We start from the raw sequence: 22,587 nt of genomic DNA, 5'->3' as shown, positions 1-22,587 counted from the left end.
CGATGGCGCCGGCGATGCCGGGGCGGGAAGCGTCGGGCGGCCGCGGACCCGGTCCGGGCGGGGGACCCGGGCGGCCCCCCGCGCCGTCGCTCAGGCGATGTACTGGGCGCCGTTGATCGTCAGGGTCGAGCCGGTGATGAAGCCCGAATCCTCGGCGGCGAGGTACTCGACCGCGCGGGCGATCTCCTCGGCCTCGCCCAGCCGCCCGACGGGGATCGTCGAGATGATCTTGTTGCGCACGTCCTCGGGCACCGCCATCACCATGTCGGTGGCGATGTAGCCCGGCGCGATCACGTTGACGGTGATGCCCTTCGCGGCGCTCTCCTGGGCCAGCGCCTTGGCGAAGCCGATCACGCCGGCCTTGGCGGCCGAGTAGTTGGCCTGGCCGATCTGGCCCTTCTGGCCGTTGATCGACGAGATCAGGATGATGCGCCCGAAGCCGCGGTTGCGCATGCCCTCGATCACCGGGCGGGTCACGGTGAAGGCCGAGTCGAGGTTGGTCTTGATGACCGCCTGCCACTTCTCGAAGGTCATCTTGTGGAACAGGCCGTCGCGGGTGATGCCGGCGTTGTTCACCAGCACGTCGACGGGGCCGACCTCGGCCTCGACCGCCTTGATGCCGGCCTCGCAGGCGGCGAAGTCGCCGACGTCGAACTTGAACACCGGGATGCCGGTCTCGGCCTTGAAGCTTTGAGCCGCCTCGTCGTTGCCGCCGTAGTTGGCGGCGACCTTGTAGCCCTTGGCCGCCAGGCCCTTCGAGATCGCCGCGCCGATGCCGCGGGTGCCGCCGGTGACGAGGGCGACGCGTTGCTGAGCCATGGTTTCCTCCAGTTTCTTGAACGTGTTCCAGTTTCTTGAACGTGTTCTCGGTCGCGATCGGGCCGGGTGCGACGGGCGTCGCCTCCGGCCCGCGGATGGTGCCGTCATGCCGCGTGCGGATGGCGTCCGCACGCGAAATGTTTTGCGTCCGGCCTAAAGCCGGATTTTCGGCTCCGGAGAGCTGTGGCTCACGCGCGCTCGATGCACATGGCGACGCCCATGCCACCGCCGATGCACAGGGTGGCGAGGCCCTTCTTGGCGTCGCGGCGCTTCATCTCGTGCAGCAGGGTGACGAGGACGCGGGCGCCGGACGCGCCGATCGGGTGGCCGATGGCAATGGCGCCGCCGTTGACGTTCACCTTGGCGTCGTCCCAGCCCATGTCCTTGTTCACCGCGAGCGCCTGGGCGGCGAAGGCCTCGTTCGCCTCGATCAGGTCGAGGTCGGCGGGCTTCCAGCCAGCCTTGTCGAGCGCCTTTCGCGAGGCCGGGATCGGGCCCGTGCCCATGACCTTGGGGTCGACGCCGGCGGTGGCCCAGGACTTGATCGTGGCGAGCGGGGTGATGCCGCGGCGCTCGGCTTCCGAGGCCGACATCAGCACGATCGCGGCGGCGCCGTCGTTGAGGCCGGACGCGTTGGCGGCCGTCACCGTGCCGTCCTTGGAGAAGGCCGGCTTCAGCTTGGCCATGGCCTCCACCGTCGCGCCGTCGCGGATGTACTCGTCGGTGTCGACGACCACGTCGCCCTTGCGGCCCTGGACGGTGACCGGGGCGATCTCCTCCTTGAAGCGGCCCTCCTTGCGGGCGGCCTCGGCCTTGTTCTGCGAGCGGGTGGCGAACTGGTCCTGCTGCTCGCGGGTGAGCTGGAAGGCCTGCGCCACGTTCTCGGCGGTGGTGCCCATGTGGTAGCCGTTGAAGGCGTCCCAGAGCCCGTCCTTGATCATGGTGTCGACGAGCTTGACGTCGCCCATCTTCTGGCCGCCGCGCAGGTACTGCGCGTGGGGGGCGAGCGACATCGACTCCTGGCCGCCGGCGACGATGACGGTGGCGTCGCCGTTGGCGATCTGCTGCATGCCGATGGCGACGGTGCGCAGGCCCGAGCCGCAGACCTGGTTGACGCCCCAGGCGGTGGCCTTCTCGGGGATGCCGGCGGCGATGGCGGCCTGGCGGGCGGGGTTCTGGCCGGCGCCGGCGGTGAGCACCTGGCCGAAGATCACCTCGTCCACGTCGTCGGGGGAGACGCCGGCGCGCTCGAGGGCGGCCTTGATCGCCACCTTGCCGAGCTCGTGCGCGGGCACCGTGTTGAAGGCGCCCCCGAACGAACCAACCGCCGTGCGCGCCGCGCCGACGATGACGATGTCTTCGCTTGCCATCTGAAACGTTCTCCTCGTGGTCGGCCGGCGCGTCTTGGAGATCGCGCGCTCGAAAATGCCGTTCCCCCGGATGAAGGGCCTCGCTCGATCGAAGTCAAGAAGGCTGAACCGCCGGGCGTGACGCTCGGCGGACGGCGGCTGCTCGCTCGGGCGACCCGGGACGCGCCGGGAATTAGCATTATTCCGCGGGAAAAGGCGCCAGATTGCTATTTTCGTCGCCGGCTGAAAGCCTTAAGGTCGAGATCGGCGCGTGGGCGGCTCCCGGCGGCGGGGGCCCGGCCGTGGTCGTCGCGCGATCGGGGAGAGGCCGCAGAGATGGCGGACAGCGTCAAGGCACAACAGACCGTCATCAAGAAGTACGCCAACCGGCGCCTGTACCACACCGGAACCTCGACCTACGTCACCCTCGAGGACCTCTCGACGATGGTGCAGAACGGCGAGGACTTCGTCGTCTACGACGCGCGCACCAGCGACGACATCACCCGCTCGGTGCTGACGCAGATCATCTTCGAGCAGGAGAACAAGGCCGGCGCCGACAACCTCCTGCCGGTGGCGTTCCTGCGCCAGCTGATCCGCTTCTACGGCGACAGCATGCGCACGATGGTGCCGAGCTTCCTCGAGTTCTCGATGGCGAACTTCGCGCGTGACCAGGACGGCCTGCGCGAGAAGTTCTCGACCGGATTCGGCTCGTCGGCGTTCCAGAGCGCCATCGAGCAGCAGGTGCGGGCCAACATGGGCTTCTTCGGCGACGCCATGAAGATGTTCACCGGCTTCACCCCGCCCGGCGTGACGAACGCCGGCACCCATGCCGGGCAGGCCGCCCCGCCCGCGCCGGCCGCCGCCGCCGGCAGCGACCTCGACGACCTCAAGCGCCAGATGCTGGCGATGCAGGAGCGCCTCGAGGCGCTGGCGAAGAAGTAGACGCCTCTTCCCGCCCCCCGACGGATCTCGGGCTTGCCCGAGATCCGTACCCCGTGTGCCCAAGTCGGGCAGGCCCGACTTGGGTGCGGGGGAGGGGAGAGGCGCGTGCCGATAAAAGGTTGACGAACCGTTAACATCGGCCCCACCTTTGCAGCGCCGGCCCCGACCGGGCCGGGAGATGCGGGCGATGATGCAGATCGGGACAATCGGGCGTGTCGGGACGGTACGGGCGACCGTGCGGCCGCAGGCGCCCGAGCCGCGGGAGCCGGCGCGGCCGGCCGCGCCCTCCCGCGCCCTGGTGGCGATCGCCGGCGGCCGGGCCGAGGCGCTGGAGGACGCGGCCACGCAAAAAGCCCGCGGCGGCACGCGGCCGCTCGCAGGCTTCCTGACGCAGATGATCGTCGAATCCGACCCGACCCTGCGGCCGTCGCGGCTGGAGCGCACCGGGATCGCCGCCGCGCGCTACGCCGAGACGGCGCGGCTCACGGCCTGATCCCGGACGGCCGTCTCAGGCCTCGGTCGACTTGACGTTCAGGACCTGGCGGCCGCGATACATGCCGGTCTTCAGGTCGATGTGGTGGGGGCGGCGCAGCTCGCCCGAATCCTTGTCCGTCACGTAGGTCGGCGCCTTGAGGGCGTCGGCCGAGCGGCGCATGCCGCGGCGGGAGGGGGAGGTCTTGCGCTTCGGAACGGCCATGACGGGAAATCCTTGCGGTCTGGCGCCAAAGCGGCGCCCGGGCGTCTCCCGATCGGGATCGCCTCGCGCACCGCTCGATACGGAGATTCGAAGGCGCGCTTATAGCGGCGGCGGGCCGGCATGGCTAGGGGGCGTCGCGTGCCCTCGGCGAGCCCCCGGAACGGCGCGACGCTCCGCTCGGGAACGGCCCCGGATGGTGCGACGATGACGGCCCGTTGCCGGCCATTTGCGGGGCGCAATACTTGCCGACGGCGGGGTATGATGCCGCGGGCGCAACCTGAGCCGGGGCCGGCGAAGATGCGTGCCACGCGGAAGAAAGTCGGCGGGGGCAGAATTCTTTGAACCTTTTCCCGTCCATGCCCCGTTAAGCTTCGGGGCCGCCCGGCTGTTCGCATTACGAACCGGGCGCCCCGCCTCCTGAAGTCCCGCCGGCACGTGGGGTGACCCCGACCGACCCGACGGCGGATACGACCCGTTGAGAGAGATCACGTTCGATGGAATCGTCCGACGCGTGGCGCCAGACCGGCCGCCTGGACACCGAGCAGGGCAAGGGCGACCCGTTCGCCGCCGCGGTCCGCGCGACGCGGATGGCGATGATCATCACCGATCCGCGCCAGGCCGACAACCCGATCGTGTTCGTCAACGACGCGTTCCTGCGGATGACCGGCTACGCCCGCGACGAGATCATGGGCCGCAACTGCCGCTTCCTGCAGGGCGCGGGCACCGACCGCGGCGCCGTCGCGCTCATCCGCGAGGCGGTGACGGCGGGGCGCGACATCGCCATCGACATCCTGAACTACCGCAAGGACGGCACCCCGTTCTGGAACGCGCTGTACCTCAGCCCGGTCACCAACGAGGCCGGCGAGGTGCCCTACTTCTTCGCCTCGCAGCTCGACGTGACCGACCGCGTCGACGCGCACATGCGGGTCGAGCAGGAGAAGGCGCATTTCGAGGCCGAGGTCGCCAAGCGCACCCACGATCTCAGCCAGTCGCTTGCGACGCAGACGATGCTGGTCCACGAGGTCGACCACCGGGTCAAGAACAACCTCCAGATGATCGCCGCCCTGCTCGCCATGCAGACCAAGGCGATCACCGACCCGTCGGCGCGCGCGGCGATGGAGATGATGCTGACCCGCGTCGAGGCGCTCGGCACCGTGCACCGGCGGCTGTACCAGTCGAACGACGTCGAGCGCTTCGACGTCGCCGAGTTCGCCCGCGACCTCTCCAACGACCTGGTGCGCGGCTCCGGTCGCGACGGCATCCGCCTGCACCTCGACCTCGAGACGGTGGAGGTGCCGGTCTCCAAGGCGCCGCCGGTGGCGCTGATGATGAACGAGCTCATCACCAACGCGCTCAAGCACGCCTTCCCTGACGAGCGCCCCGGCCGGCTCTCCGTCACGGTCGCGCCGGACGGCAAGTACTTCGCCATCAAGATCGCCGACGACGGCATCGGCATGCCGATCGAGGTGATGGAGAAGCGCTCCTTCGGCAAGCGCCTCATCGGCACCCTGTGCCGGCAGCTGAACGCCAGCATCGCCTGGCAGTCGAACGAGCCGGGGACCACGGTCAACATACGCCTGCCGCGCGAGACGGCGGACAGTTCGGAGACGCCGTGACCGAACCGCTGCGGATCCTGGTGGTGGAGGACGAGGCCCTCATCCTCATGCAGATCGAGATGATGCTCGAGGAGGCCGGGCACCGCGTGGTCGGCACCGCCATGACCGCCGCCGAGGCGATCGCCCAGATCGAGGCGTGCCGGCCCGAGCTGGTGCTGATCGACCTGCGGCTCGCCGACGGCTCGTCCGGGATCGAGGTGGCGCAGGCGATCCGCGACCGCGCCGGCATCACCGCCGCCTTCATGACCGCCAACGCGCGCCAGCTCACCGAGGAGATGGAGGGGGCGACGGCGGTGATCTCGAAGCCGTTCAGCGAGACCGTGCTCGAGGCCGCGCTCGCCTACCTCGAGACCTGCGTGCGCCGCCCGCCGCCGCCCGGCCCGGTGCCGAACGGGATGCGGATCTCGCCGCAATGCCTCGCCCGCTTCGCCGCGATGCGCCCCTGACGGCCGCCGGGCCCCGATGACGGAACGGATGCGCCCGCTCGGGATTGGAACCGGCGCCTGGGGCGGCGTGTCGCAGCGTTAAGCCGCGGTTCAAGCGCGCCGGCCCACACCCCAGGCCGTCGGCGCCGGGCACCGGGCCGCCGTTCCTTCGGGAGGACCACCATGGCCACTCAGTTCCTGCGCACCCTCGCCGTTCTCGCCTGCCTCGCCGCCGCGCCGGCGCTGGCGCAGAGCCCCGCCCCCGCGACCCCGACCAAGCCCGCGGCGACGGCGCCCGCCGCCCCGGCCGCGCCGATGAAGCCCTCGGCCCCCGTCGCCGGCGCGCCGAACGCCGCCAAGGGCGCCCTGCTCGACCTCAACAGCGCCTCCGCCGCCGAGCTCGACGCGCTCCCCGGCATCGGCGCCGCCCGCTCGGCCGCGATCATCAAGGGCCGCCCCTACAAGGGCAAGGACGACCTCGTGCAGAAGAAGATCCTCTCGCAGTCGGTCTACGACGGCATCAAGGACAAGGTCATCGCCAAGCAGAAGTGAATTTTTGGGAGTTTGGGCCGGCGCGCGGGGGTTGGCCGCGCGCCGGGAGTGGAGAGTGTTGGCGCTTGACAGAATTCTATTGACCGCTTTCGACCATTCTCGCGCCCGAGGAAGGTCCGATCCAGTTTTGGGTGAAGCAGCGTCGGACGATCGGAATAGGTGGCAAAAGGACTGTAGGAAGGTTCATTCCTGAAACCTCTATCAATTTTCAATCATTAGTTTTGCTAAAATCTAGCGGGACTTCGCTGATGTTTTTTCTTCTCATCGCTATGTCTGGACTATCGTGCCCTTATCCAGCCGATCAATGGGTGCCGATCCCCTTTCGTCGAGACATGCCCAAGGAAGCAGCGACTGCTTTCGGAGAGTTGGCCGACAAAAACGAGCCATTCAATCGAACTGATTTAAAGACATCGCTGCCCTCGCGCCGTTTCGTGAATGCACGGGGTCATGGATGCGAGTTGATACTAACCTATATACGCGGAGGTAGAGGGGAAATCTTGGAGGAATCTAAGATGATGTTCGAAGACGGTCATTGGATTGTCGAGAAATACCAATAAATTCAATTTTGCAACCTGATCAAATCTAATTATTGGATGAAGTAATCAAAGGGCGCGTAACCGGTTTTGCTTTAGGTCGAACGGCGCCTGAGCATCTGAGTAGAGTCGCATGCGGAACGCCCGCTTTCGGACCAAAGGCCGAACTCCGCTCCTTCCCATAGCCCTCGTTCAAGCCCGTCGAACCCGCGTCCCCTCAACCTTGTCCCCCACCCCAGCGGATGATACCCGCCAAAAACCCCCCACCCCCAAACGTCCGAAAAAAATGCCGAGCCACACCATCCGCCTGCATCGCGGCGACCTGCCGGCCGGGTATGAGCCGGGGGCGGCGATCGCCGTCGACACCGAGACGCTGGGGCTCAACCCGCATCGCGACCGGCTCTGCGTCGTGCAGGTCTCGAAGGGCGACGGCTCGGCCGACGTCGTGCAGATCCTTCGCGATGGGCCGGTGCCCGCGGTGCTGGCGGGCATCCTGGCCGATGCGGGGGTGCGGAAGATCTTCCACTATGCGCGGTTCGACCTCGCGGTGCTGTACCGGGCGCTCGGGGTGATGCCGGCGCCGGTCTACTGCACCAAGATCGCCTCGAAGCTCGCGCGCACCTACACCGACCGGCACGGGCTCAAGGACGTGGTCCGCGAATGCGTCGGGGTCGACCTGTCGAAGGCGCAGCAATCCTCCGACTGGGGCGCCGAGACGCTGACGCCGGCGCAGGTGGAGTACGCCGCCTCCGACGTGCTCCACCTCCACGCCGCGCGCGACCGCCTCGACCGGATGCTGGCGCGCGAGAACCGCACGGATCTCGCCGAGGCCTGCTTCGCCTTTTTGCCGACCCGCGCCCGGCTCGACCTCGACGGCTGGCCCGAGGTCGACATCTTCGCCCACACCTGAGCGGCGCCCGGCCCGCGGCGGCGGCCCGGCGGGGGCGGCCGCCGGGCCGAGGCGTCGTCGGGCCGGATCAGTCGTCGCAGGGCAGCAGGTCGGCGCCGTCGGCGATGAACTGCGCGGTGTCGCGGACGGTCTGCGGCGTGCGCGGATCGTGGGCGACGAGGCCGGCCTCCTCGCGCAGGCGGTCGTTGCAGGCGCAGTGCGGCAGCCGGCCCGAGGCGCGGTCCGGCGTGCAGGCGTCGTGGTGGGCGCAGGCGAGGTCGAGGGCGTCCACCGGCGCGTGCCCCGGCCCGCGGTTGCCCGGGCCGCAGAAGTTGCCGTGGATCAGCAGGGCGTTGTGGGCGCCGTCGATCCGCGGCATCTCCTGCGCGTGGACCAGGGCGGGCAGCGCCACGGCGAGGGCGCCCGCGAGGGCGAGCCCGCGGAAACGGATGGTTCGAAAAACGGTCACGGTCGATCCTGTTCGCTGACGCCGCCCTCGACGGGGAAGATGGGGCGTCGATCCGGCAGGGCAACCGGCGGATCAGCCGCGCGATCCGAGCGTCGTCGCAAAGGTCGCACCGGGGTCCGGAGCCTACAGGGCCGGGCTCCGCCGGCGAAGCACCAGTCGATCGTGCCGGTCCGGTTGACGCATGTTAAGGCCGGGCCGGGCCGTTGCTATCATAGGCTGCAAAGATCGCTCGGATCGGCAGGAAACTGCCGGATCTCAAGATCGCGTGTGGTGCGAAGACCGCGCGCTCAGCCGGCATGGCCGTCCTGCGGGCGGTCGAAATCGAGCGACGCGGTGTCGATCACGATCTGCGTCCGGCTGATCACCTCGAGCTTGCGCAGGATCTCGGAGACGTGGGCCTTCACGGTCGAGTCGCCGACCTGGAGCGCGTGGGCGATCTGCTTGTTGAGCTTGCCCTGGCGGATCATCAGCAGCACCCGCATCTGCTGCGGGGTGAGGCGGGCGATGCGCTCGGCGAGCGGCGCCTTCCGCGCGACGCCGCGGGCGGGCGGGCCGGCCTCGGCGAGGCCTTCGGGAATCGCGAGCGCGCCGGCGAGCACGTCCCGGATCGCCCGCGTCAGCGTCGCCTTGTCGACCGCCTTCGGCACGTAGCCGGCCGCCCCGTGGTGCAGCGCCTCGCGCATGATGCGCGGATCCTCGTGCCCCGACACCACCAGGATCGGCACGCGCGGAAACCGGGCGCGGATGGTGACGAGCCCGTCGAAGCCCGACACACCCCGCATCGACAGGTCGAGCAGCGTCAGCTCGATGCCGCGATGGGCGGCCAGCATCGCGCAGGCCGCCGCGATCCCGTCGGCCTCGTGCAGCACCGCGTCGGGATCGGACAGGCCGATCGTGCTGGCGAGCGCCTCGCGGAACAGCGGGTGGTCGTCGACGATCAGGAGTTCCATGGCCTCCCCCTCCGGGGCTCGGCCGCCCCGCGCGTCCGCCCGCAACCGCCGACGAGGCCTCGCACATCCGCCGCATCCGGCCAAGCCCGGGGCGCCGTCCGCAGGCAGCACGCGCCCCGTGGGGCGCCTGCTGGCCGCACGGCCGGCGACGGCCTCAGTTCGCCCGAACGACCTCGACGAGGTTGTCCGAGAACGAGGGCGCGTGGCCCATGTCGCTGAAGGCGCCCGACGAGATGCTGTTGACCGTGCCCTCGTTGAGCTGGCGCCAGTAGCCCAGCGTCGCGACCACGATGCCGGCCGTCACGTCGTCGGTGATGCGGGCCACGCCCTTGAAGGCGCCGCGGTCGTTGGCGACCTGCACCTTGTCGCCGTCGCGAATGCCGCGGGCGTCGGCGTCGGCCTGGCTGATCAGTACGAACTGCTCGCCCTGGCTCTTCTGCTTGTCCTCCATGTTGGCGTAGCAGGAGTTCAGGAAGTAGTGGCTCTTGGGCGAGACGATGTTGAGCGGGAAGCGCCTCGCCAGCTCCGGGTCGTTGGTGTGGGACTCGCGCGGGCCGAGATAATCGGGCAGCGGGTCGAGCGCCTCGCCGGGCTGGAAGCCCTCGTACATCTGCCGGAACGGCGGCGCGACGAAGTTCGTGGCGCCCTCCACCTTCAGCATGCACTTGCCGGTCGGCGTCGGGAAGTTGCCCTCCCGGTGCGGCGCCCGGTCGTCCGGCGTGCCGACCTTGAGGCGGGCGAAGCCGTGCTCGCGCATGTAGGCGAGGTCGATGCCTTCGCAGGCCGGCGACGACCAGTCGACGTAGTGCTCGAGGCACTCGCTGTCCGACCACGTGAAGTTCTCCTCCGCGTAGCCGAGCCGGGCCGCGAGCCGGCGGAAGATCTCGTTGTTCGGGATCGCCTCGCCGGGCGCGTCCGCGCACTTGGTGTTGTAGGTCAGGTAGAGGTGGCCCCAGGACAGGATCATGTCCTCCATCTCCGCGCCCATCGTGGCGGGCAGCAGGATGTCGGCGTAGGACGCCGTGTCGGAGATGAAGTGCTCGGCCGAGACCATGAACAGGTCCTCGCGCATCAGCCCCTCGACGATCTTGTCGGTCTCGGGCGCCTGCGTGACGGGGTTCGAGTTCCAGCACATCATCGACAGGATCGGCGGGTCGAGCTTCAGCTCGCCGGTGAGCGCGCGCCCGATCTGCAGGTTCGACACGACGCGGGTCCCCTCCGGGATCAGGTCGGGCCGGCACATCACGTCGAACTTGTAGGGATGCTCCCACACGCCGAACTGGGTGACGCCGCCGCCGACGTGACGCCACGCGCCGGTCAGCGCCGGGATGCAGGTGACGGCGCGGATGGTCTGCCCGCCGCCGTAATGCCGCTCCAGCGCCACGCCCATGCGGATGCCGACCGGCTGCTCGGTCGCCATCTCGCGGGCGAGCGTGCGGATGTCCTCGGCCGGGACGCCGGTGATCGCGGCGGCCCATTCCGGCGTGCGGGGCGCGGCCCGCTCCTTCAGCTCCGCGAAGCCGACCGTGTGGTTGCCGACGTAGTCCTGGTCGACGAGGCCCTGCGCGATGATCGAGTTGATCAGCGCCATGGCGAGCGCGCCGTCGGTGCCGGGCTTCGGCGCGATGTGCCAGTCGGCCGCCTTGGCGGTGCGCGAGGCGTAGGTGTCGATGACGACGACCTTGGCGCCCTTCTTCTGGGCGTCCTTGACGATGGCCCAGTGGTGCAGGTTCGTCGAGACCGAGTTGCAGGCCCAGATCACGATGTACTTGGAGTGGATGTAGCTGTCCGGGTCGAGGCCGGCGGTCGGGCCGACGGTGAGCAGCCACGCGGTGCAGGAGCCCTCGCCGCAGAAGGTGCGCTCGGTCACGGTGGCGCCCATGCGGTTGAAGAAGGCGTCGCCGCCGTTCAAGCCGTGCACGAGGCCCTGGTTGCCGAGGTAGCTGTAGGGCGCGATCGCCTCGGGGCCGTGCTGGTCGATGATCGCCTTCCAGCGCGTGACGATGGTGTCGAGCGCCTCGTCCCAGGTGATGCGCGCGAACTGCTTCGCGCCCTTCGGGCCGACCCGCTTCATCGGGTAGAGCAGCCGGTCGGGATGGTAGTGGCGCTTCTCGTAGTCCTTCAGCTTCACGCAGAGGCCGCCGCGGGTCATCGGATGGTCCGGGTTGCCCCGCACGCCGAGCAGCTCCCCGTCCTTCACCTCGAACAGCATCGAGCAGGTGTCCGGGCAATCGTGCGGGCAGCCGCCGAAGAAGGTCTCGGTCAGGCTCTCGGCCTCCGCGACGATCAGGGAGTCCGGCTTGACGATTTCGTTCATGTTTCCTCCACCGTCGGGCGTCCGGCCTTCTTGGCGTTCCGGATGGCGTGCCCGATTCACGCCTAAGGTGCACGAAACTGCAAACCATTCCAAATTCCGGGCGGGCGGAAGGGCCGGATCCGGTGCGATCCCTGGCACCGGCCGTTTCGTCGCGGCCGCGCCGAGCCCGCGTGCCGGCCGGCCACGGTTCCGATGTCGGCTCGGGCCGTACGGCTCCGGGAGGCCGCCGCCGATGAAGGGCGCCCGGTGGACCTGACGCGCGCGCGCAGGTCCACCGGAAGCGGACATCGCCGTCGCGCCCGCGCACGACCCATGGCAAGGCCGGACGGTCCGCTTCCGGGCAGCGCATGGAGCGACGACTTGGGAACGCGGGACTTGTACTTGCGTCTGCTCGATGGATGCGAAAGCCGACCTGCCTTGCATGCTGACGTTCGGTCCTCCCGATCGCCCTCGAACGCAATCGTCGGATTGCCACATCTATAAATTGCGTGCACGTTCCGATCTGCCGCACAGAAGTCGTCCATGTGCGGGCATGGGACGGAAACCGGAGCGCCGATGATAGACCGCTCACGAGCAGATCGGTGCCTTGAGGTGGCCCGTGAGCTGCGCGCCATGGCCGAGGAGACGCGGCGGACGCTCCAGGCCTCGCGCGCGCTCGTCCTACGCTCCCGGGAGCAGACCGCTGCGGGGCCTCTCGCATCCTGCACGGACGACGCCCCCGGCCCGTCGAACCAATTGGTGGCGTCCCTCATCGAGGCCTACGAGGCCGCGGAAGACGACCCCGACACCCAGACCCGCCTGCTCCTCGGTCACGTGCTCCATCATGTCGGGCGTCGCATCGCCGGCGTGATGGGACCGCGCGTGGCCGGGATCGCCGTGCATTGATCGCCGCGGCGCGGGGATCGGCGGACGGTCATGATGAACGGTGACGACCTGCAGGACGACGACCCCGGTGCGCTGGTCCGCATCGCCCGGTCGCTGGGCGTTCCGGTGGCGACCTTCCTGACCGCCGACCCGGCTCGGGCACCGGACACCGAAACCGCCGTGGCGGGCCTGGATCATCTCCCCGAAGTGGTGGCGCTGCTGCGGCTGTTCGTGCGGCTGAAGAGCCCCGAGGCCCGGGCCCGCTGCCTCGCCTACGTCGTGCAGGAGGCCACGCACGACAGCTGATCCGCACGGCCGTCCTCGACATCGGGCGAGAACGCAGGATGCTGGGACCCGACGAACGGCATTGCATCGATCCGAAGGCTCAGAACATCGTGATGGACCACGACCACTTTCCGATCGTCGGCATCGGCGCGTCCGCGGGCGGCATCGAAGCGATGCAGGGCTTCTTCCGCGGGGTGCCGGAGACGCTCGGGGCAGCCTTTGTCATCGTCACGCATCTCAGCCGGGACCACAAGAGCCTGCTCCCGGACGTCCTGGCCCGGTTCACGCCGCTGGAGGTCGAGACCGCCACCGACGGCGCGCCGGTCCGACCGGGCCGCATCTACGTCATGCCGGGCGGTTTCGTCATGGGCATCGTGGACGGCCGGCTGACGTTGAGGCCGCTCGAGCCGAAGGTCCGCGAGACCAAGCCGGTCGACATCTTCCTGACGGCCCTGGCCCTCGACCAGGGCGAGCGCGCGGTCGGCGTGATCCTGTCCGGCGGCGACGGGGACGGCGCCATCGGCATCAAGGCGATCAAGGAGCACGGCGGCCTGACCTTGGCCCAGACCCTGGACGGCTTCGGGCCCGAGACCCCCGACATGCCGCTCAGCTCGCTGCGCACCGGCTTCGTCGATTTCGGCGAGCCGGCCGAACGGATGGGCGACCGGATCGCCGCGCACAGCACCGCCGCGCGGGAGGCCCAGGCCGACCCGGCCGCGCAGGAGCTCGACGCCGAGCTGCTTGCTGAGATCTTCGTCATCCTCCGCTCGCAGGTCGGGCACGACTTCTCGGGCTACAAGCCCAACACCTTCGTGCGCCGCCTGCAGCGGCGCATCGGCGTGGTCGGGGCGGCCGGGCCGGACGCCTACCTCAAGCGGCTGCGTGCCGACCCGGCGGAAGTCGGGGCGCTGTTCCGGGATCTGCTGATCGGCGTGACGAACTTCTTCCGCGACGCCGCCGCCTTCGAGGCGCTCGCCACCCATGTCATCCCGAAGCTTCTCGATGCGCGCGCGGCGACCGAGATCGTGCGGGTCTGGGTGCCGGCCTGCTCGACCGGCGAGGAGGTCTACTCCCTGGCCATCCTCCTGCGCGAGCACATGCTCACCCTGGCGGATCCGCCGCGCGTGCAGATCTTCGCCACCGACATCGACGAGCGCTCGCTCACGGTCGCCCGGACCGGCCTCTACCCGAGGACCTACCTGTCCGCCGTCTCGCCCGAGCGGGTCGCGCAGCACTTCGTCGTCGAGGGCGACAGCGCGGTGGTCAAGAAGGCCGTGCGCGACCTGTGCACCTTCGCCCCGCACAGCGTGTTGCGCGACCCGCCGTTCTCGCGCCTCGATCTCGTCTCGTGCCGAAACCTGCTGATCTACCTCGGCGTCGATGCCCAGCAGCAGCTGATGCCGGTGCTGCACTACGCCCTGCGCCCGCGCGGCTACCTGTTCATCGACATGGCCGAGAACGTGACGCGCTTCGAGGACCTGTTCGAGACGATCGACAAGCGGCACCGCATCTTCCAGGCGCGGGACGCGATCCCGCCGGCCCAGCTGCCGCCGATGTCCGGGCCGGACACGGCGGTCTTCGTGGGGACCGGCCATCCGCACCGGCGCAACGTGAAGACGCACGCGGCCCTGCGGCACACGGTCGAGACGCTGATGCTGTCCGAGTTCACGCCCCCCCACGCGGTCGTGACGCGGACGGGCGAGGCCGTGCATTACTCGTCGCGGATCGGCGATCATCTGGAGGTCGTGCCCGGCCAGCCGACCCGGGAGCTGGCCGCGATGGCGCGCAAGGGCCTGCGGCTGGATCTCCGGACGGCCCTGCGCGAGGCGATCGAGGGCAACACCCGGGTCGTGCGCGACAGCATCGGCGTCGAGCTTCCGGACGGGCGCCTGCAGACGATCACCCTGGTCGTCAAGCCGCTCCACACGCCGAGCGAGACGGAGCCGCTGTTCCTGGTGGTGTTCGACGAGGCCGCCGCCCCCGTCGAGAAGGAGCGGCGGCAGGCTCTGGAAGCCGACGATCGGGACGCGGCGATCCACGGCCTGGAGCGCGAGCTGAGCAGCACGCGCGAGCGGCTCCAATCCGTGATCGAGGAGTACGAGACCTCCCTCGAGGAGCTCAAATCCTCGAACGAGGAGCTGTACTCCGTCAACGAGGAGATGCAGGCCGCCAACGAGGAGCTCGAGGCCGCGAAGGAGGAGACGCAGTCTCTGAACGAAGAGCTTCAGACGATGAACGTCGAGCTGACGTCGAAGATCGAGGCGATCGATCAGCTGAGCGACGACCAGGCCACGCTGTTCGAGGGCATGAACGTCGCCAGCGTGCTCCTCACGCCGGATCTCCACATCCGCATGTTCACCCGTGCCGCGGCGCAGATCTTCGGCTTGCAGCCGAGCGACGTCGGCCGGTCCCTGCGCAACTTCTCGGCGCCGATCGCCCTGACGTGGCTGTCGGACGAGATCCCGACGGTGCTGGCGACGCGCCGGCCCTCCGAGCGGACGATCGAGGGCGCGGACGGCGCCCGCTACCACGTCCGGTTGATGGCCTCGTCCCGGAAGGGCAGCCGGGCGCCCGGCATCGTCGCGAACTTCACGAACCTGCGCGAGCCGGGGTGACCGACCGTCTTGCCCTGCGCGCCCGCGACCCTTGCCCTGCGCGCCCGGGACCTCTGCGACGCCCGCACCGGTGCCCGTGCGCGGGCACCGGCCGTCGGCACGGCTTTGCGGAGCATGGCGCCTTCCGGCCCATGAGCGCGCGGATCGCGGCGCCGGCCCAGGCCGATGGTCGAACGGCAGCTTTTCGGCCGCTCGCCACCCCCAGGCGACCCCCGGAAACCGAGCCGCAGAGCGAAGACCCTCGCGCCGAGGCTTCCTCAGCCCTTCGGGCGGTCCAGCTGCGCGATCAGCGCTTCGAGGCGCTCGCTCACCGGGGCGGAGAGGGTGTCGGCGTAGAGGTTGCGCAGGTTTTGGCCGAGGTGGCGGCGCACGCTCGGGTTCAGCGGCGGCTGGGTCTGGGGCGTCTCGCCCGGCCGGGACGTCTGCGGCTTCGCCATGACCACCGGACCCTCACGCCATTCCGACATCTCGGCAGAATGGCAAAGCTTGGTTAAGGCCTCGTCACCGGCAGGCCGCAGATGTCGCGGAATCGGAACCGTGCGCGGCGGGGGATTGTTGGCCGGTTGAGATCCCGTCGATTCCCCGATCCAGAACCCCGGACCCCGCGCGTGCTCCTCCCCCGCCTCATCTCCGCCGCCGCCGCCCTGGCGATCGCGCTCGCCTGCACCCCCGGGCACGCCCAGACCAAGCCCGGCGAGATCAAGGGCGTCGATGCGATGGGCGACAAGTCCCGCAGCGCCAACGACGGCTGGAGCCAGGCCCCCGTGCCGCGGGAGGAATCGGCGGCCAAGGACGCGCCCAATCCCGGCGGCAACGCGACGGCCGAGAACCGCAACCGCGACGTGCCGGGCGCCTCGACCGGGTCCTCCTCCGGCACCGAGCCGCAGGCGCCGCTCGATCACCGCACCCCGGGCCCCTCGGGCCAGAACCCGGCCTCGCCGTCCAAGTAAGACGTCCTTAAACCAAGTCTTGCTCCGGCCAGGCTCGGGCCCGGCAAAATATTGCAGCCGCCGCGGGATGGATTGGGCCGGCAAATCGTGGCGGCCCCGACGGCGACAGACCGACGATCTGTGTCACGGAACCGCACTTGCCTCGGCGCGCCAATCCTGGGATGCATGCTGGAATAACTCCAGTTCTGATCGGGATGGACGGATGACGATTCAGGTCTCTCGCCGCGGCCTGCTGAAGGGTGGCGCCGTCACCCTCGCGGGCGGCTCGCTCGGCGCCCTCGGCTTCGGCGGCCTCGAGCCGGCGATGGCGGCGGCGGTGCGCCCCTTCAAGCTCGCGCAGATGCGCGAGACCCGCAATACCTGCCCCTACTGCTCGGTCGCCTGCGGCATCATCCTCTACAGCCTCGGCGACAAGTCGAAGAACGCCCGCTCGGCGGTGATGCACGTCGAGGGCGATCCCGATCACCCGATCAACCGCGGCACGCTCTGCCCGAAGGGCTCGGCGCTGCTCGACTTCATCCAGGCCGAGACCCGGACGAAGTACCCGCTGCACCGCGAGGCCGGCGCGAAGGAGTTCAAGCGCGTCTCCTGGGAATTCGCCTTCGAGCGGATCGCCCGGCTGATGAAGGAGGACCGCGACAAGAACTTCGTGGCCAAGAACGGCGACCTCACGGTCAACCGCTGGACCACGATGGGCTTCCTCGGCGCCTCCGCGACCTCCAACGAGACCGCGTGGCTGACCTACAAGACGGTCCGAAGCATGGGGGCCCTGGTCTTCGACAACCAGGCCAGGGTTTGACACGGCCCATCGGTCGCCAGTCTGGCGCCCTCCTTCGGCCGCGGTGCGATGACCAACCTCTGGATGGACATCAAGCACGCGGACGTCATCACCGTCATGGGCGGCAATGCCGCTGAGGCGCATCCCTGCGGCTTCAAGTGGGTGGTCGAGGCCAAGGCCCACAACAACGCCAAGCTGATCGTCGTCGACCCGCGCTTCACGCGCACCGCGTCGGTGGCCGACCTGTACTGCCCGATCCGCCAGGGGACCGACATCGCGTTCCTGTCGGGCGTGGCCAAGTACCTGCTCGACAACGACAAGCTGCAGCACCGCTACGTCGCGGCGTATTCCAACGCCGGCTACGTCGTGCGCGAGGGCTACGACTTCCAGGACGGGCTGTTCTCCGGCTACGATCCGGAGAAGCGCGACTACGACAAGTCGACCTGGGACTACGAGATCGGGCCGGACGGCTACGCGGTCGTCGACGAGACGATGCAGCACCCGCGCTGCGTGATGCAGCTCCTGAAGAAGCACGTCGCGCTCTACACGCCCGAGATGGTGTCGCGGATCTGCGGCTCGCCGCAGGAGACCTTCCTCAAGGTCTGCGAGCTCATCGCCACGACCTCGACGCCCGACCGGACGATGGCCTCGCTCTACGCGCTCGGCTGGACCCACCACTCGAAGGGCTCGCAGAACATCCGCTCGATGTGCATCGTGCAGACCCTGCTCGGCAACATCGGGATGCTGGGCGGCGGCATGCAGGCGCTGCGCGGCCACTCCAACATCCAGGGGCTGACCGACATCGGGCTGATGTCGAACCTCATCCCCGGCTACCTGAACATCCCGATCGAGAAGGAGCCGACCTACCAGTCCTACGCCGAGAAGCGGCAGTTCAAGCCGCTGCGCCCGGGCCAGACCAGCTACTGGTCGAACTACAACAAGTTCTTCGTCTCGTTCCAGAAGGCGATGTGGGGCGAGAAGGCGACCAAGGAGAACGACTGGGCCTACGACTACCTGCCCAAGCTCGACGTGCCGACCTACGACGTGCTGCGCGGCTTCGAGCTGGCGAAGCAAGGCAAGATGACCGGGTACATCATCCAGGGCTTCAACCCCCTGCTGTCGTTCCCCAATCGCGCCAAGATGACGGAAGCCTTCTCCAAGATGAAGTTCATCGTGGTGATGGATCCGCTCAAGACCGAGACCGCACGGTTCTGGGAGAACCACGGCGAGTACAACGACGTCGACACCGCCTCGATCCAGACCGAGGTGTTCGAGCTGCCGACGACGCTGTTCGCCGAGGAGGAGGGCTCGCTCTCCAACTCTAGCCGCTGGCTGCAATGGCACTGGCAGGCCCAGGACGCGCCGGGCGAGTGCAAGCCCGACATCGACATCATGGCGGGCATCTTCCTGCGCATGAAGGAGATGTACCAGAAGGAGGGCGGCGCCTTCCCGGACGCGATGCTCAACCTGACCTGGAACTACGCGATCGCCCACGAGCCGACCCCGGTCGAGCTCGCGCGCGAGCTGAACGGCTACACGCTCGCCCCGACGCCGGGCCTCGACGGGCAGACCCTGCCGGCCGGGCGCCAGGTCGACGGCTTCGCCCAGCTCAAGGACGACGGCACCACGGCCTGCGGCTGCTGGGTCTACTCGGGCTGCTACACGGAGAAGGGCAACACCATGGCCCGCCGGGACAACACCGATCCCGGCGACCGCGGCATCGCGCCGAACTGGGCCTTCGCCTGGCCGGCCAACCGCCGCGTGCTCTACAACCGCGCCTCGTGCGACCCGGAAGGGAAGCCGTGGTCGGAGAAGAAGAAGCTCATCGAGTGGAACGGCAAGCAGTGGGTCGGCTTCGACGTGCCGGATTACGGCGTCACCGTCGCCCCCGATAAGGGCGTCGGCCCGTTCATCCTCAACCAGGAGGGCGTCGCCCGCCTGTGGACCCGCGGCCTGATGCGCGACGGGCCGTTCCCGACGCACTACGAGCCGTTCGAGTCGCCGATGGCCAACATCCCGTTCCCGCGGGTGAAGGGCAACCCGGCGTCGCGGATCTTCAAGGACGACCTGGCCGATCTCGGCACCTCGGAGGAGTTCCCCTACGCGGCGACGAGCTACCGGCTGACCGAGCACTTCCACGGCTGGACCAAGCACGCCCGGATCAACGCGATCCTCCAGCCGGAGGCCTTCGTCGAGATCTCCGAGCAGCTCGCGAAGGAGAAGGGCATCGTCAAGGGCGGCTGGGTCCGGGTCTGGTCCAAGCGCGGCTCGCTCAAGGCCAAGGCGGTCGTCACCAAGCGCATCAAGCCGCTGATGTGCGACGGGAAGGCCGTCCACGTGGTCGGCATCCCGCAGCATTGGGGCTTCATGGGCCAGACGAAGAAAGGATGGCACCCGAACTCGCTCACCCCGGTGGTCGGCGACGCCAACACCGAGACGCCCGAGTTCAAGGCGTGGCTCGTCAACATCGAGGCGACGACGCCTCCTGCTGACGCCGTCGCGTAAGGGGAGCATCAGACCATGGCCGATTACAGCTCCCTCGACATCCGGCAGCGCTCCGCCTCCACGGAGACGCCGCCGGCCATCCGCTCGCACATGGAGGTCGCCAAGCTCATCGACGTGTCGAAGTGCATCGGCTGCAAGGCCTGCCAGTCGGCCTGCGAGGAGTGGAACGACCTGCGCGACGACGTCGGCGTCAACGTCGGCGTCTACGACAACCCGCACGACCTCACGCCCAAGACGTGGACCCTGATGCGGTTCACCGAGTACGAGAACGAGGCGACCAACAACCTCGAATGGCTGATCCGCAAGGACGGCTGCATGCACTGCACGGATCCGGGCTGCCTCAAGGCGTGCCCGTCCCCCGGCGCGATCGTGCAGTACTCCAACGGCATCGTCGACTTCATCGAGGAGAACTGCATCGGCTGCGGCTACTGCGTGAAGGGCTGCCCGTTCAACATCCCGCGCATCTCCGAGAAGGACCACAAGGCGTACAAGTGCACGCTGTGCTCGGACCGCGTCGCCGTCGGCCAGGCGCCCGCCTGCGCCAAGGCGTGCCCGACCGGCTCGATCATGTTCGGCACCAAGGCCGCGATGATCGAGCAGGCGCACGACCGGGTCGAGGACCTCAAGTCGCGCGGCTTCGAGCATGCCGGCCTGTACGACCCGGCCGGCGTCGGCGGCACGCACGTGATGTACGTGCTCCACCACGCCGACAAGCCGCAGCTCTATGCCGGCCTGCCGCTCGACCCGAAGATCTCGCCGCTGGTCGCCTTCTGGAAGGGCGGCGCCAAGGTGTTCGGGCTCGCCGCGATGGGCTTCGCGGCGGTCGCCGGGTTCTTCCACTACGTCACGGCGGGGCCGAACGAGGTCGTCGCTGAGGAGGAGGAAGAGGCGATCGAGTACGACCACGAGAAGCGCCGCGACGCCGAGAGCGGCGAGGCCCGGCCGCACTGACGGGCACGGGAGGCCGGCGCCGCCGAGGGCGCGCCGGCCTCCCGGCTCCCGTTCGGGGCCACGGGCGCATCGATCGCGCGCGGCGGATCCCGGCGCGCGAGGACGACGCGGCCCTACGATAAGCGCGAGCCTTGTCCGCGATCGGGAGATCGTGGACGATGCTCCAGGTCGAGAGAAGCAGACCCGATGACCGTTCACACCGACATCCGAGACGGCGATGCCCGCCCCTTGCGCGAGGTGCACGAGGCGCCGGAGATCCTGTACGTTCCCCGCTACACCGGCCTGCAGCGCGTCAACCACTGGATCACCGCGATCCTGTTCACCCTGCTGACCCTCTCCGGCCTGGCGATGTTCACGCCGTACCTGTTCTCGCTCACCGGCATCTTCGGCGGGGGCCAGGCGACGCGGGCGATCCACCCGTGGTTCGGCGTGGCGCTGGCGGTCAGCTTCGCGCTGCTGTTCCTGCGCTTCTGGAAGCTCAACATCCCCAACAAGGACGACGTCGCCTGGTCGATGAAGATCGGCGACGTGGTCACCAACCGCGAGGACCGGCTGCCCGAGCTCGGCAAGTACAATGCCGGCCAGAAGGGCGTGTTCTGGGGCCAGACCGCGCTGATCGGGATCATGTTTGTCACCGGGCTGGTGATCTGGGACCAGTACTTCTACCAGTACACCGTCATCGAGACGAAGCGCTGGGCGCTGCTGGCGCACTCGCTCGCCGCGGTCATCGCCATCGCGATCATCGTCGTGCACATCTACGCCGGCATCTGGGTGCGCGGCACCGGCCGGGCGATGGTGCGCGGCACCGTCACCGGCGGCTGGGCCTATCGCCACCACCGCAAGTGGTTCCGGCAGATCGCCGGCGGCAAGCGCCAGCGCGGCTCCACCGACAAGCGCGGGCACTGACGCCTTGGCCCGTTTCTTCAAGCGCACCCCCGCGGCCGAGCCCGCGGGGCAAGATCCCGCCGCGCAAGATCCCGCCGACACCGCCGGTAAAACCCCGAAACGCCAGAAGCTGCACGAGTTGCAGCCCGATCCCGACCGGATCGGCATCGCCGGCTCGGTGCCCTTCGTCCAGCTCCCCGTCCCGGCCGACCTGTTCGCGAACCGCGCCCTGCGGCTGCAGCGCCTCGCCCCCGACCATCCGATGGGCGGCTACCTCGACCTGCTCGCCCGCATCGCCACGGCGCAGGCCTCGGTTCAGACCGCGCGCGCCGGACAGGTGCCGCAGCCCGAGACCGAGCCGAATGCCGACCGCGCCCTGCGGCTCGAGCACGGCATGCCGCCGCTCTCGCGCCACAGCCTGGAGGCGCCCGGCGCCTTCCTGGCCTGCCTGGACGGGCTGCTCGCCGCCCTCGACCTCGGGCCGGCGCCGCAGGCCGCCCACGACGCGGCGGCGGCGCTGCGATCCGCATCGCCGGAGGATCGCCTCGATCTCGGCGTGCAGGTGTTCGAGGGCGCGTTCCCGGTCGAGCGCATGGCCGAATGCGTGTTCGTCGCGGCCGCGCTCCAGCTCTGCCTGTCGGAGGCCGCCGCCCGCCTCGACCGGTCGGCGCTGAAGCCGGTGGCCGACGGCGTCTGCCCGGCCTGCGGCGGCGCTCCCGTGGCGAGCCTGATCGTCGCCTGGACCCCGGCCGACAAGGCGCGCTACCTCGCCTGCTCGCTCTGCGGCAGCCAGTGGAATCACGTCCGCATCCGCTGCACCGCCTGCGGCTCGGGCGAGGCGATCACCTACCAGAGCCTCGACGAGCTCTCGAAGGACGTCCAGGTCGAGACCTGCGGCACCTGCCACAGCTACATCAAGCACCTGCACCAGCACCGCGACCCGGCGCTCGACCCCGTCGCCGACGACGTCGCCTCCTACGGCCTCGACCTGAAGATCACCGAGGACGGCTTCCACAAGGCCGGGCTGAACCCGCTGTTCGTGACCTGAGCGCCGCTCCGCCGCCGGAGGCGAGGCGCCGGCGGCGCGGTTCCCCCCTTCCGCACCGGGCGGCGACATAACGTCCATCGCGCGCGCGCATGGACCGATTGCGCGCAATCGACGTTGTCCGGGCTCAGGCGCTCGATGCGCCGTCCCC

21 protein-coding genes are annotated in these 22,587 nt (G+C 69.3%); 14 read left to right on the top strand and 7 right to left on the bottom strand.

What is annotated here, in order from left to right; genetic code table 11:
* Positions 1-90: 90 nt before the first annotated feature.
* Positions 91-819: an acetoacetyl-CoA reductase gene (gene phbB / locus MKK70_RS11980; RefSeq protein WP_147729164.1), complete on the bottom strand. Its 729-nt coding sequence runs from the start codon at positions 817-819 to the stop codon at positions 91-93.
* Between the two features lie 188 nt (positions 820-1,007).
* Positions 1,008-2,189 carry an acetyl-CoA C-acetyltransferase gene (locus MKK70_RS11975; RefSeq protein WP_147729163.1) on the bottom strand — a complete coding sequence of 394 codons (1,182 nt, stop codon included), beginning with the start codon at positions 2,187-2,189 and terminating at the stop codon, positions 1,008-1,010.
* Between the two features lie 315 nt (positions 2,190-2,504).
* Here MKK70_RS11975 and phaR point away from each other — a divergent pair, with 315 nt between their 5' ends.
* Positions 2,505-3,110, top strand: a complete 606-nt coding sequence (phaR, locus tag MKK70_RS11970) for a polyhydroxyalkanoate synthesis repressor PhaR (RefSeq protein WP_243933063.1) — start codon at positions 2,505-2,507, stop codon at positions 3,108-3,110.
* Between the two features lie 187 nt (positions 3,111-3,297).
* Entirely contained in the window at positions 3,298-3,603 is a 306-nt protein-coding gene (locus tag MKK70_RS11965; protein ID WP_243947936.1) for a hypothetical protein, read from the top strand.
* A gap of 15 nt (positions 3,604-3,618) precedes the next feature.
* Here MKK70_RS11965 and rpmF read toward each other — a convergent pair whose 3' ends face one another.
* Positions 3,619-3,807 (bottom strand): 50S ribosomal protein L32, encoded by a 189-nt coding sequence (gene rpmF, locus MKK70_RS11960; protein ID WP_147729459.1) that lies wholly within the window; start codon positions 3,805-3,807, stop codon positions 3,619-3,621.
* Between the two features lie 494 nt (positions 3,808-4,301).
* On the opposite strand from rpmF, the gene MKK70_RS11955 reads away from it, so the two are divergent.
* The 4 genes from MKK70_RS11955 (at position 4,302) to MKK70_RS11940 (ending at position 7,843) form a co-directional block, all read left to right on the top strand.
* The gene (locus MKK70_RS11955) at positions 4,302-5,423 is read left to right on the top strand and encodes a histidine kinase dimerization/phosphoacceptor domain -containing protein (protein WP_147729460.1); all 1,122 of its coding nucleotides are present in this window, start codon (positions 4,302-4,304) and stop codon (positions 5,421-5,423) included.
* Entirely contained in the window at positions 5,420-5,869 is a 450-nt protein-coding gene (locus MKK70_RS11950; RefSeq protein WP_243947934.1) for a response regulator, read from the top strand. The genes MKK70_RS11955 and MKK70_RS11950 overlap by 4 nt, the downstream gene beginning before the upstream one ends.
* Before the next feature lie 162 nt (positions 5,870-6,031).
* Complete coding sequence (locus MKK70_RS11945) at positions 6,032-6,400, top strand: ComEA family DNA-binding protein (RefSeq protein ID WP_243933067.1); 369 nt, start codon at positions 6,032-6,034, stop codon at positions 6,398-6,400.
* A gap of 819 nt (positions 6,401-7,219) precedes the next feature.
* On the top strand, positions 7,220-7,843 hold the full coding sequence (locus MKK70_RS11940; RefSeq protein WP_147730061.1) for a ribonuclease D: 624 nt from the start codon (positions 7,220-7,222) through the stop codon (positions 7,841-7,843).
* Between the two features lie 67 nt (positions 7,844-7,910).
* Here the strand turns inward: MKK70_RS11940 and MKK70_RS11935 are convergent, their stop codons facing one another.
* From MKK70_RS11935 to MKK70_RS11925, 3 genes are all read right to left on the bottom strand, one after another.
* Complete coding sequence (locus MKK70_RS11935) at positions 7,911-8,291, bottom strand: hypothetical protein (RefSeq protein ID WP_243947932.1); 381 nt, start codon at positions 8,289-8,291, stop codon at positions 7,911-7,913.
* 287 nt (positions 8,292-8,578) lie between these two features.
* Positions 8,579-9,241, bottom strand: a complete 663-nt coding sequence (locus tag MKK70_RS11930; protein ID WP_243947930.1) for a response regulator — start codon at positions 9,239-9,241, stop codon at positions 8,579-8,581.
* A 154-nt stretch (positions 9,242-9,395) separates the two neighbouring features.
* Positions 9,396-11,558, bottom strand: a complete 2,163-nt coding sequence (locus MKK70_RS11925; RefSeq protein WP_243947928.1) for a molybdopterin-dependent oxidoreductase — start codon at positions 11,556-11,558, stop codon at positions 9,396-9,398.
* Positions 11,559-12,149: 591 nt separating this feature from the next.
* Between MKK70_RS11925 and MKK70_RS11920 the strand changes: the two genes are divergently transcribed.
* The 3 genes from MKK70_RS11920 to MKK70_RS11910 are packed head-to-tail and all read left to right on the top strand — an operon-like array spanning position 12,150 to position 15,322.
* The gene (locus tag MKK70_RS11920; RefSeq protein WP_147843915.1) at positions 12,150-12,443 is read left to right on the top strand and encodes a hypothetical protein; all 294 of its coding nucleotides are present in this window, start codon (positions 12,150-12,152) and stop codon (positions 12,441-12,443) included.
* A 30-nt stretch (positions 12,444-12,473) separates the two neighbouring features.
* Positions 12,474-12,728: a hypothetical protein gene (locus tag MKK70_RS11915; protein ID WP_243933075.1), complete on the top strand. Its 255-nt coding sequence runs from the start codon at positions 12,474-12,476 to the stop codon at positions 12,726-12,728.
* 38 nt (positions 12,729-12,766) lie between these two features.
* Complete coding sequence (locus MKK70_RS11910) at positions 12,767-15,322, top strand: CheR family methyltransferase (RefSeq protein ID WP_243947926.1); 2,556 nt, start codon at positions 12,767-12,769, stop codon at positions 15,320-15,322.
* 257 nt (positions 15,323-15,579) lie between these two features.
* Here MKK70_RS11910 and MKK70_RS11905 read toward each other — a convergent pair whose 3' ends face one another.
* Entirely contained in the window at positions 15,580-15,759 is a 180-nt protein-coding gene (locus MKK70_RS11905; protein ID WP_147725361.1) for a NepR family anti-sigma factor, read from the bottom strand.
* Positions 15,760-15,930: 171 nt separating this feature from the next.
* Here MKK70_RS11905 and MKK70_RS11900 point away from each other — a divergent pair, with 171 nt between their 5' ends.
* The 5 genes from MKK70_RS11900 (at position 15,931) to fdhE (ending at position 22,439) form a co-directional block, all read left to right on the top strand.
* A complete protein-coding gene (locus tag MKK70_RS11900; RefSeq protein ID WP_147860203.1) occupies positions 15,931-16,272 on the top strand; it encodes a hypothetical protein in 342 nt (113 codons plus the stop codon).
* Between the two features lie 202 nt (positions 16,273-16,474).
* A complete protein-coding gene (fdnG, locus tag MKK70_RS11895) occupies positions 16,475-19,555 on the top strand; it encodes a formate dehydrogenase-N subunit alpha (RefSeq protein WP_147728353.1) in 3,081 nt (1,026 codons plus the stop codon).
* Between the two features lie 15 nt (positions 19,556-19,570).
* Positions 19,571-20,506: a formate dehydrogenase subunit beta gene (fdxH, locus tag MKK70_RS11890; RefSeq protein WP_147728352.1), complete on the top strand. Its 936-nt coding sequence runs from the start codon at positions 19,571-19,573 to the stop codon at positions 20,504-20,506.
* A 186-nt stretch (positions 20,507-20,692) separates the two neighbouring features.
* A complete protein-coding gene (locus MKK70_RS11885; protein ID WP_243947924.1) occupies positions 20,693-21,412 on the top strand; it encodes a formate dehydrogenase subunit gamma in 720 nt (239 codons plus the stop codon).
* A 4-nt stretch (positions 21,413-21,416) separates the two neighbouring features.
* Positions 21,417-22,439: a formate dehydrogenase accessory protein FdhE gene (gene fdhE / locus MKK70_RS11880; RefSeq protein ID WP_243947922.1), complete on the top strand. Its 1,023-nt coding sequence runs from the start codon at positions 21,417-21,419 to the stop codon at positions 22,437-22,439.
* Positions 22,440-22,587 lie beyond the last annotated feature (148 nt).

The organism is Methylobacterium sp. E-041, assembly GCF_022829665.1.
GTDB lineage: Bacteria > Pseudomonadota > Alphaproteobacteria > Rhizobiales > Beijerinckiaceae > Methylobacterium.
Note: the sequence above shows the minus strand (reverse complement) of the source record. Positions and strands in the feature narration are given on the sequence as shown.

Bases quoted from the DNA above. Each gene is read 5' to 3' on its own strand.
- MKK70_RS11925 (WP_243947928.1), bottom strand. From the start codon at position 11,558: ATGAACGAAATCGTCAAGCCGGACTCCCTGATCGTCGCGGAGGCCGAG.
- phbB (WP_147729164.1), bottom strand. From the start codon at position 819: ATGGCTCAGCAACGCGTCGCCCTCGTCACCGGCGGCACCCGCGGCATC.
- rpmF (WP_147729459.1), bottom strand. From the start codon at position 3,807: ATGGCCGTTCCGAAGCGCAAGACCTCCCCCTCCCGCCGCGGCATGCGC.
- MKK70_RS11945 (WP_243933067.1), top strand. From the start codon at position 6,032: ATGGCCACTCAGTTCCTGCGCACCCTCGCCGTTCTCGCCTGCCTCGCC.
- MKK70_RS11955 (WP_147729460.1), top strand. From the start codon at position 4,302: ATGGAATCGTCCGACGCGTGGCGCCAGACCGGCCGCCTGGACACCGAG.
- MKK70_RS11940 (WP_147730061.1), top strand. From the start codon at position 7,220: ATGCCGAGCCACACCATCCGCCTGCATCGCGGCGACCTGCCGGCCGGG.
- MKK70_RS11910 (WP_243947926.1), top strand. From the start codon at position 12,767: ATGCTGGGACCCGACGAACGGCATTGCATCGATCCGAAGGCTCAGAAC.
- phaR (WP_243933063.1), top strand. From the start codon at position 2,505: ATGGCGGACAGCGTCAAGGCACAACAGACCGTCATCAAGAAGTACGCC.
- MKK70_RS11975 (WP_147729163.1), bottom strand. From the start codon at position 2,189: ATGGCAAGCGAAGACATCGTCATCGTCGGCGCGGCGCGCACGGCGGTT.
- MKK70_RS11905 (WP_147725361.1), bottom strand. From the start codon at position 15,759: ATGGCGAAGCCGCAGACGTCCCGGCCGGGCGAGACGCCCCAGACCCAG.
- MKK70_RS11885 (WP_243947924.1), top strand. From the start codon at position 20,693: ATGACCGTTCACACCGACATCCGAGACGGCGATGCCCGCCCCTTGCGC.
- fdxH (WP_147728352.1), top strand. From the start codon at position 19,571: ATGGCCGATTACAGCTCCCTCGACATCCGGCAGCGCTCCGCCTCCACG.
- MKK70_RS11915 (WP_243933075.1), top strand. From the start codon at position 12,474: ATGATGAACGGTGACGACCTGCAGGACGACGACCCCGGTGCGCTGGTC.
- MKK70_RS11965 (WP_243947936.1), top strand. From the start codon at position 3,298: ATGATGCAGATCGGGACAATCGGGCGTGTCGGGACGGTACGGGCGACC.
- MKK70_RS11930 (WP_243947930.1), bottom strand. From the start codon at position 9,241: ATGGAACTCCTGATCGTCGACGACCACCCGCTGTTCCGCGAGGCGCTC.